The organism is Idiomarina sp. UBA3162 (assembly GCF_002364475.1).
GTDB lineage: Bacteria > Pseudomonadota > Gammaproteobacteria > Enterobacterales > Alteromonadaceae > Idiomarina.
Genome location: NZ_DEYI01000016.1, coordinates 1 through 8,137, shown reverse-complemented (window position 1 = coordinate 8,137; position 8,137 = coordinate 1). Strand labels below are relative to the sequence as shown.

The following is an 8,137-nucleotide window of genomic DNA, read 5'->3' as shown; positions in this document are numbered from 1 at the left end:
ACTCGGACGGTAATGTGATGAAAGCAAGTGAACTTAAAGAAAAAACCGTTGAGCAGCTGCAAGAAGAATTGCTGAACTTGCGTCGTGAGCAGTTCAATCTGCGTATGCAAGCGGCAACAGGTCAGCTGAATCAGACTCACATGATGAAGCAAGTACGTCGCGATATCGCACGTATTAAAACCATCTTAAATGAGAAGGCAGGTGCGTAATGGCTGAAGAAAAACGTGTTCGTACACTGCAAGGCAAAGTTGTGAGCGACAAGATGGATAAAACCATCACTGTAGCGGTAGAGCGTCGTGTTAAGCACCCGATCTACGGCAAATACATCTCGCGTACAACTAAAGTACACGCACATGATGAAGAGAATCAGTGCAAGATGGGCGATACCGTGATTGTTCGCGAATCACGCCCTCTTTCCAAGAATAAATCTTGGGCATTGCTCGAAATCGTTGAACGTGCTGAAATTGTCTAATTGCAGTTCGTAACAATATATACAAAGGCCTCCCTTGCGGAGGTCTTTTTTTTGATCTAAATAAAGTTTATTACGGTATACTTTATTACAAAATAATAACGTTACCCGTATTTTCATCTAAAGTAAGGAGCACAACATGACGAAAAGTTGGGTGCTAGCCGCCTCAATGCTGGCTGCCAGCCCAGTCTACGCTGTACCGATGCAGCAGGATCAGGAGTCGGTTCAGCAGGAGATTGAGGCATTAAAGCAAAAGCTGGCAGATCTCGAGGCGCGTTTAGCTAAGCAAGAAAAAGCTAAAGAAAAAATGAAAGAACATCATCAAGAGATGATGTCCAAAAAAGATTATGCTAATAAATCCAAACGGTCTCGTCGTATGCAAAGCGAAGAAGTGGCTGATTCAGGGGTTCAGGCACGCTTAGCTAAGCTCGAAGAGAAAACGGAAGAAAACGAAAATTGGCCAATTAAAGTACACGGTGCCGTTCGTTTTCAATACGAATACAATAACTATGACCGTGACAATGAAAACCGCACGGGCGACCTAGATTTTGATATTTTCCGTTTGAATTTTGATGGTGAAATCGGTGATGTTATTCTCTCTGCTGAATATCGCTGGTTCCAGTATCAAGACGTCGTGAAGCACGCTTGGTTTGGGTATAACTTTACCGATAAGTGGCAAGGCCAAATTGGCGTTGTTAAAGTGCCATTTGGTAATATGCCTTATAACTCTCACAGCTACTTTTTCAACTCAACATTTTATATTGGGTTAGAGGATGAGCACGATAACGGTATTAGATTCCTTTACCGCGGTGATGACTGGGATTTCGATATCGCTTATCACAAGTCCGATGAACAGGGTGGTGTTGATGGCTCAGCAACAGACCGTACAGCGCGTTACAACTACGATACTGTAGGTATTCGTCTGCCGGGTCAGGGCGCTTATGACACACCTGGGTTACCGATTGGTGAAAGCAATAGTTATGCATTGCGTGCCGCTCGCAAGTTTACGTTCAGTGATGAAGAAAACTTAGAAATCGGTGTATCGGCGCAGGGTAATAACTTCTATTCAGGTTCGGCGGCTGAAGGCTTTACTGCTGCACAAGAATATGAAAACCAAAACGTCGGTAATCGTTTTGCATGGGGTGTTCACGGTAACTACAACAATGGTCCTTGGAATGTTCAGCTACAGTACGCTGACTACGAGTATGACTTAAAGGTTGAAAATCGTGGCGTCTACATGGGTGCCTATGCCTACTATGATGCTATCCCAACTGAAGCCAAAGTTTATACAGGAAATGTGGCCTATACGTTGCCGGTAAACATTGGACCGATAACTTCGCTTACATTCTATAATGATCATAGCATTATAACCGATAAGCGCGGCTACCAAGACGATACTTGGATGAATGTTCTAGGCGTTGCCGTGGCAGCAGGCGGTGGTTTTTATACGTATATCGATTACGTGAAGGCCAAGAACCAACCGTTCATTGGAGGCAATATTGCTACTGATGGTGGTGAAGTAAATGATCGCTTTAATATTAACTTTGGTTATTACTTCTAAGGGTTAGTTACTTTGATCCAACGCAGAAAGTGGCGCCTCGGCGCCACTTTTTATTTGTCTGTTTCATGTTGATAGGCGTCTTCTTTATCACGCAAATCTCGTGTCGGCGCAAATTTTGGGAGCTCGGTGTGAAGCGCTGCTTTGGCAAGAATGTGAGCACTGATAGGAGCAGTTAGAAATAGGAAAATGGCTATCAGCAACTCGTTGAGTGTGAGAGTGCCCTGTGCCGAGGTCGATATGATTGCTGCTATTACTGTCCCACCAATTCCCATGGTAGTATTTTTAGTTGGCGCATGTAGGCGTGTAAAAAAGTCAGGTAATATTGCAAGACCAAGCGAACCGATGAAGGCAAATACCGCACCAATTAAGATGAAGAAAGCGATCACCCACTGTACCCACAACGGTAATTGATTTAAAGCTTCCATTGGTTTCCTCTTTTATTCAATTAAATCACCACGGAGTAAAAACTTACCCGCTGCAATCGTGCCAACAAAACCAAACATTGCAATCAAAAGAGCTGCTTCGAAATATGTTTGTGTATTTTGATAGATGCCGAGTAACAACAGCAGTGCTAACGAGTTTATATACACTGTATCCAGTGCAAGAATTCGGTCGGGTAGATGAGGACCTTTAGCGAGCCGCCAGAAGTTCATTATAATCGACAAACTAAACAGTACGAACGCTATGTGAATTACAGTCGTTAGCATTGGAATATCTCCTTCAAGCGACGCTCGTAGCGCTGACGTATCACGTTAATCGTTTCTTCTGGTGTCTCGTCAGAAAAAGCATGGATTAGTATGCCTCGGCGACCCCGGGTAATTTCGCAAGACACTGTTCCAGGGGTCAGAGTAATAGTGCTCGCCAAAATTGTTACAGGCAGTTCGTCTGTCATATCCAGAGGGAATACAAACAAAGCAGGTTTGAGGTGCTTTCTACGGCCTAAGATTAAAGCAGCCACTTTAAAGTTGGCCACGATAATATCGAAAATCAAAATAACGAGATAGACCAGCGCCAAATGTGGCTTTTTAATAGTTTTAAAATCAGGCCAAGCGGGCCGTAACAAAAGCGGTATTAAGGTCGTTATAATTAAACCTAGGATCACCACACCAGGTGCTATTGAATTAAATAGCAGCAACCATATAGCAAATAAGCTTAGTGTTAGAAATGGAGCTGGAAACACTTTACTCATATTGGTTCTCCTCGCCGCTACTAGGCGCAATGACTGTGGTCGGGTAAGATTGCGTATCGAGTAACTCGTCAGCAACACTATCGGTGTAGTCACGGATAGGGTTAGCAAATATAGTTAATATCAATGAGAGCGATAATAACATCCCGATTGCCACACGCTTTCCTATAGGAGCTGATTGTTCATTCGGTTTACCCTGCAGAGTATGCCAAATCATTTTACTACCAGTTCGGCTCATCATTATTAACATCACTAAGGTGGCAAGTAGCATTGTCCCCCACAACCAAAAACCACTCGTTGAGACCGGTGCGGCTTGTAAAATCATGAGTTTCCCAGCAAATCCACTTAATGGAGGTAAGCCGATAATTGCGATGGCCGCAATCAGAAACATAACGGCGTAGGTGTTGTGATTTGCCATACGTTTGCCTGTAACGATACGAGAAGCTGTTTTTCCACGTTCGAATGCCATGACGTCGGCAAGCAAAAACAAAGCGCCTGTGATCACTGTTGAATGAATTAAATAGAACAGGGCTGTACTGATTCCCGCAGCAGAGCTAAAGCTATAAGTTGCTAATAGTGTGCCTACCGAAACGATAACTAAATAAGCAACAAGTAATCTAAAGTCACGGGTACCTAGCATGCCAATAATGCCAAATATTAACGTCAATATACCGAGTATCCATAGCCAGTCTGCTGCGAGCCAAACGAGTTCGTTCGCCTCGGGCCCAAAGATAAGGGTGTAGACACGAATGATTGAATAGACGCCGACTTTGGTCATTATTGCGAAGAGCGCAGCAACCACTCCCGTGGTCGTCGAATAGGCCTGCGGTAGCCAAAAGTGTAGCGGAAGAATCGCTGCTTTAATACCAAACACAGCGAGCAACATGAAGCCTCCAGCTCTCGCCAATGCGGCCTCGTCACCTGATAACTGAGCCACCTTAACCGCCATATCGGCCATGTTAAGTGTACCCGTTGTTGCATATAAGGTGCCCACACTAATCAAAAATAGTGCACTACCGAGCAAGTTTAGTAGTACATAATGGAGCGTCGAACGTACCCGGAATTTGCCACCGCCATGCATCATTAGTCCGTATGACGAGATTAGTAACACCTCGAAAAAGACAAATAAGTTAAAAAGATCGCCCGTGGCAAAGGCGCCGATGATGCCCATTACCTGGAACTGGAAAAGTGCATGGAAATGGGAGCCTAGATTATCTTCGGTATAACAACCATAGATCAGCACCGGCAGTGCTAATACAGCGGTTAATAGGATCATTAAGGTACTGAGTTTATCCAGTACAAGTACAATACCAAAGGGAGCTGACCAGTCACCCAAAGCATAGACTAACATGCCGTTTTGGTTAACGTGCACAAGTAATAATGCGGCACAAACGAGCGTAAGAATACTTGATGCTAAACCAAGCGCGCGCCGTTTAGGCTGAGGACGGTCGCCCCAGGGTAATAGCTGCAGTAGCGCTGTGAATAAGGGTATCAGTATTGGTAAAATTGCTAGGTGTTGTTGCCACATCAGCGTGAAGACTCCCCACTATCTTGTTCGTTCACTTCATCCGTTCCAATTTCACCCCGTGTACGAACCGCCAAAATGACAGAGTACGCGGTCATCGCAAAACCTATTACAATTGCCGTCAGCACGAGTGCCTGCGGTAACGGATCGGCGTATTCGGTGTTCGTACCTAAGATAGGTGCACCGTCAATGGTGAGCCTGCCTGTGGAAAATAGGAATAAGTTGACCGCATACGAGAGCATGGTTATTCCAACCACGACAGGAAATGAACGACCTCTTAGGATCAGAAATACACTGCAGGCGGTTAAAACACCAACGGTCACTGAGAATAATGTTTCCATCTAGTTCCCCTCCTGACGCGGACGATGACGCGTTGTCATTTTCCCAAAGTTACTTAAAATCATCATGGTGGCTCCAATTACGGTTAGGAATACCCCCAAATCGAACAATAACGCAGTTGCGAATTCAAACTTACCAACAAGCGGCCATTTTAAATATGTGAACCAAGAGGTAAGGAAGGGCCGGTCGAAGAACCAACTACCAACGCCTGTTAATGCCGCAATCATCACGCCAAACGACATGAGTGATTGGTAATTTACATTAAATCGTTCCTTCACCCAGTCTACACCGTTAGCAATGTACTGGAGGATCATTGCTGAGGCCGCGATAAGACCGGCGATAAAGCCCCCTCCGGGCAGATTATGGCCGCGCAGGAAGATGTAGACCGCTACCACCATTGCCATCGGAAGGATTAAGTTCGCAACGTTAGTGAGCATCAGCGGGTGTTTGATACGATGCCATGGTCGTCCATCAATATCGCTCGACGGCATGAACGGTTTGAGCTTATTGAGTAACTTATGAATTCCCGCTGCGGCAATAGCTAAAACTGTAATTTCACCGAGAGTGTCGAAGCCACGAAAGTCGACTAGGATAACGTTGACGACGTTAGTGCCACCACCGCCTGTTTTTGCATTCGCAATGAAAAAATCTGAAATCGTTTCAAAGTCACTCGTCAGGATCCCGTAGTTTAGTGTTGCAACTATACCACCGATTAAACTTGCGATTAAAATATCACGAAATACACGATGCCCGGTTGACGCGCGGGCTGTTTTCTGCGGCATAAAAAATAATGCAAGTACCATGAGAATAATGCTGACTACTTCGACGACCAGCTGTGTCATAGCGAGATCGGGGGCCGAGAAATGCGCGAAGGATAGCGATACCACAAGCCCGACGACTGAAAGCATCATAAGCATAATAAAACGGTGACGATGCAAAACAGCCGTGGCAAAGCCTGCAACCATGAGCACAGAAGCACCGACAATAGAAACAAAGTCAACGGGCAGTTGTTCTCTCGAGCCTTCCAAAGTCACTATTTCAAACAACTGCGGAATTACCAGTACGATGACGGAAATAAGTACTAACGCCATGTAGCGCTGTAACGAGCCCGTATCTATATACGTGAACAACTTGTTGGCACTATCGCATATCGACTGCACGATACGCTCGAAGTTATGCTTGGCATCTTGCCCTTCAAACTGACGATTAAACGTAAACAGTTGATCGCGCTGGCTGTAGATAACAATACCACCTACAATAGCGACGGCGCTCATCAACAGTGGGAGGTTGAAACCATGCCAGAGTGCCAGTTTTACCGTTATGTTATCGAGTACAACACTACTTACTGCTTGGTTTAATATACCGGACACCGTGAGCATTGGGAGTAGCCCTATGATAATGCACATGAGTGACAATATAAGAACCGGCAATGCCATCATTTTCGGCGGGTCATGAGGTTGTTTTGGAAGCTCCTTGTATCCACCATTAAAAAACACATCATGAATAAACCGAATAGAATAAGCGACCGATAGTGCTGCGCCCACGGTGGCGAGTACAGGAACAAACCAACTTAATCCACCGAACAGATGTTGGTTGAGAGCTTGGTCCAAAAAAAGCTCTTTAGACATAAAACCGTTAAAAGGAGGCACGCCAGCCATCGATGCAGTGACGATCATCGCAAGCGTCGCGGTAATCGGCATAAACTTGAGTAGACCTTGTAGCTTGCGCATATCTCGCGTGCCAGCCTCATGGTCAATTATGCCGGCGGTCATAAATAACCCAGCCTTGAAACACGCGTGATTAATCACGTGGAATAGCGCCGCGATCACAGCAGCCTGTGAGCCAATTCCAAGCAACATACAAATAAGGCCTAAATGGCTTACCGTTGAGAAGGCCAATAACCCTTTTAAGTCGTGTTTAAGTAGTGCGAAATAAGCACCGACTAACATTGTGATCAGACCAATGAGCGTAACAGTAATAAACCAAAACTCGGTTCCCGCCAGAGCAGGGTGCATGCGCGCAAGCAAAAATATACCGGCTTTAACCATCGTGGCTGAGTGCAAGTAAGCACTTACAGGCGTTGGTGCAGCCATAGCATGAGGCAACCAAAACTGAAATGGAAATTGAGCTGACTTAGTAAATGCGCCCAACAATACCAGAATGAGTGCAGGGATATATAAACTGTGTGCTTGAATTGCGTCTTTCGCGGCAAATATTGCGTCCAACTGGTAGCTACCGGCAATATGCCCAATAATCAGCAAGCCAGCGAGCAGTGCTAGTCCACCGGCGCCTGTTGTTGCAAGTGCCATGCGCGCGCCACGACGAGCGTCACTTTGATGATACCAATAACCTATCAACAAGAATGACGATATACTAGTGAGTTCCCAGAATGCCCACATCAACAGCACATTATCGGCTGTGACGATGCCAAGCATTGACGACATAAATAGTAATAAACAGGCGTAGAAACGACTGTCATTATCTTTACTAGACAAATAGTAATGGGCGTATAGGACAATCAACACACCGATACCGAGAATAAGGCTAACGAACAGGAGCGATAAGCCGTCCAGACGGAAGGCAAGGTCAAAATCAATATTCGGTAGCCACTGCTGTATGGCTGTGGGAATATCTCCTGCCAGCGTTTGCTGGGCAAGTGGCCATGCAACCAAAATGCATGAGATGGGTATTGCAATCGTCGCTATCGTCTTTACAGGTCGACTCGTTCGTCGAAGCAGTAAAGGAATCAAAGCACCAATCATTGGCGCGAACACAATATAAAATAGGTTCATAAGCTAAAACGTCTGGCCTCGGTTGCTATTCCACAGAACTGTACAAGTCAAACACAAACAATGTTTTACGACTTTACCATTGTAAAGGATGAGTGCCAACTGATACCGGTCGAGATACGGTGATTAACAAAAAAAGTGAGATAACCCTATCGCTTCAAATTTTTATCTGTTACAATTCGCCGCCCTTTTTATAAGGGAAAAACCAAAAGGCAGCACGACCCGAGAGGGTCTGTTTTTTTAACTAAGCGGGGCACTGAAATGATCC

At 45.3% G+C, this 8,137-nt stretch carries 9 protein-coding genes; 3 read left to right on the top strand and 6 right to left on the bottom strand.

Annotated features, from left to right (window positions below; translation table 11 throughout):
* Positions 1-17: 17 nt before the first annotated feature.
* The 3 genes from rpmC (at position 18) to B2X00_RS02155 (ending at position 2,030) form a co-directional block, all read left to right on the top strand.
* Positions 18-209 (top strand): 50S ribosomal protein L29, encoded by a 192-nt coding sequence (rpmC, locus tag B2X00_RS02165; protein ID WP_006956453.1) that lies wholly within the window; start codon positions 18-20, stop codon positions 207-209.
* A complete protein-coding gene (gene rpsQ / locus B2X00_RS02160; protein WP_006956452.1) occupies positions 209-472 on the top strand; it encodes a 30S ribosomal protein S17 in 264 nt (87 codons plus the stop codon). Before rpmC ends, rpsQ begins: the two co-directional genes overlap by 1 nt.
* Before the next feature lie 136 nt (positions 473-608).
* The gene (locus B2X00_RS02155; RefSeq protein WP_006956451.1) at positions 609-2,030 is read left to right on the top strand and encodes a hypothetical protein; all 1,422 of its coding nucleotides are present in this window, start codon (positions 609-611) and stop codon (positions 2,028-2,030) included.
* Positions 2,031-2,080: 50 nt separating this feature from the next.
* Here B2X00_RS02155 and B2X00_RS02150 read toward each other — a convergent pair whose 3' ends face one another.
* Genes B2X00_RS02150 through B2X00_RS02125 form a run of 6 tightly spaced genes read right to left on the bottom strand, consistent with a single transcriptional unit; the run spans position 2,081 to position 7,872 of the window.
* Positions 2,081-2,455 carry a Na+/H+ antiporter subunit G gene (locus B2X00_RS02150; RefSeq protein WP_006956450.1) on the bottom strand — a complete coding sequence of 125 codons (375 nt, stop codon included), beginning with the start codon at positions 2,453-2,455 and terminating at the stop codon, positions 2,081-2,083.
* A 12-nt stretch (positions 2,456-2,467) separates the two neighbouring features.
* Positions 2,468-2,737, bottom strand: a complete 270-nt coding sequence (locus B2X00_RS02145; RefSeq protein ID WP_290485921.1) for a K+/H+ antiporter subunit F — start codon at positions 2,735-2,737, stop codon at positions 2,468-2,470.
* Positions 2,731-3,219 (bottom strand): Na+/H+ antiporter subunit E, encoded by a 489-nt coding sequence (locus B2X00_RS02140; RefSeq protein ID WP_006956448.1) that lies wholly within the window; start codon positions 3,217-3,219, stop codon positions 2,731-2,733. Before B2X00_RS02140 ends, B2X00_RS02145 begins: the two co-directional genes overlap by 7 nt.
* Positions 3,212-4,744 (bottom strand): monovalent cation/H+ antiporter subunit D, encoded by a 1,533-nt coding sequence (locus tag B2X00_RS02135; RefSeq protein WP_006956447.1) that lies wholly within the window; start codon positions 4,742-4,744, stop codon positions 3,212-3,214. Before B2X00_RS02135 ends, B2X00_RS02140 begins: the two co-directional genes overlap by 8 nt.
* Positions 4,744-5,082 (bottom strand): Na+/H+ antiporter subunit C, encoded by a 339-nt coding sequence (locus B2X00_RS02130; RefSeq protein WP_006956446.1) that lies wholly within the window; start codon positions 5,080-5,082, stop codon positions 4,744-4,746. Before B2X00_RS02130 ends, B2X00_RS02135 begins: the two co-directional genes overlap by 1 nt.
* On the bottom strand, positions 5,083-7,872 hold the full coding sequence (locus tag B2X00_RS02125) for a monovalent cation/H+ antiporter subunit A (protein WP_290485920.1): 2,790 nt from the start codon (positions 7,870-7,872) through the stop codon (positions 5,083-5,085).
* Between the last annotated feature and the right edge of the window lie 265 nt (positions 7,873-8,137).

Bases quoted from the DNA above. Each gene is read 5' to 3' on its own strand.
- B2X00_RS02140 (WP_006956448.1), bottom strand. From the start codon at position 3,219: ATGAGTAAAGTGTTTCCAGCTCCATTTCTAACACTAAGCTTATTTGCT.
- B2X00_RS02130 (WP_006956446.1), bottom strand. From the start codon at position 5,082: ATGGAAACATTATTCTCAGTGACCGTTGGTGTTTTAACCGCCTGCAGT.
- B2X00_RS02135 (WP_006956447.1), bottom strand. From the start codon at position 4,744: ATGTGGCAACAACACCTAGCAATTTTACCAATACTGATACCCTTATTC.
- rpmC (WP_006956453.1), top strand. From the start codon at position 18: ATGAAAGCAAGTGAACTTAAAGAAAAAACCGTTGAGCAGCTGCAAGAA.
- rpsQ (WP_006956452.1), top strand. From the start codon at position 209: ATGGCTGAAGAAAAACGTGTTCGTACACTGCAAGGCAAAGTTGTGAGC.
- B2X00_RS02150 (WP_006956450.1), bottom strand. From the start codon at position 2,455: ATGGAAGCTTTAAATCAATTACCGTTGTGGGTACAGTGGGTGATCGCT.
- B2X00_RS02145 (WP_290485921.1), bottom strand. From the start codon at position 2,737: ATGCTAACGACTGTAATTCACATAGCGTTCGTACTGTTTAGTTTGTCG.
- B2X00_RS02155 (WP_006956451.1), top strand. From the start codon at position 609: ATGACGAAAAGTTGGGTGCTAGCCGCCTCAATGCTGGCTGCCAGCCCA.
- B2X00_RS02125 (WP_290485920.1), bottom strand. From the start codon at position 7,872: ATGAACCTATTTTATATTGTGTTCGCGCCAATGATTGGTGCTTTGATT.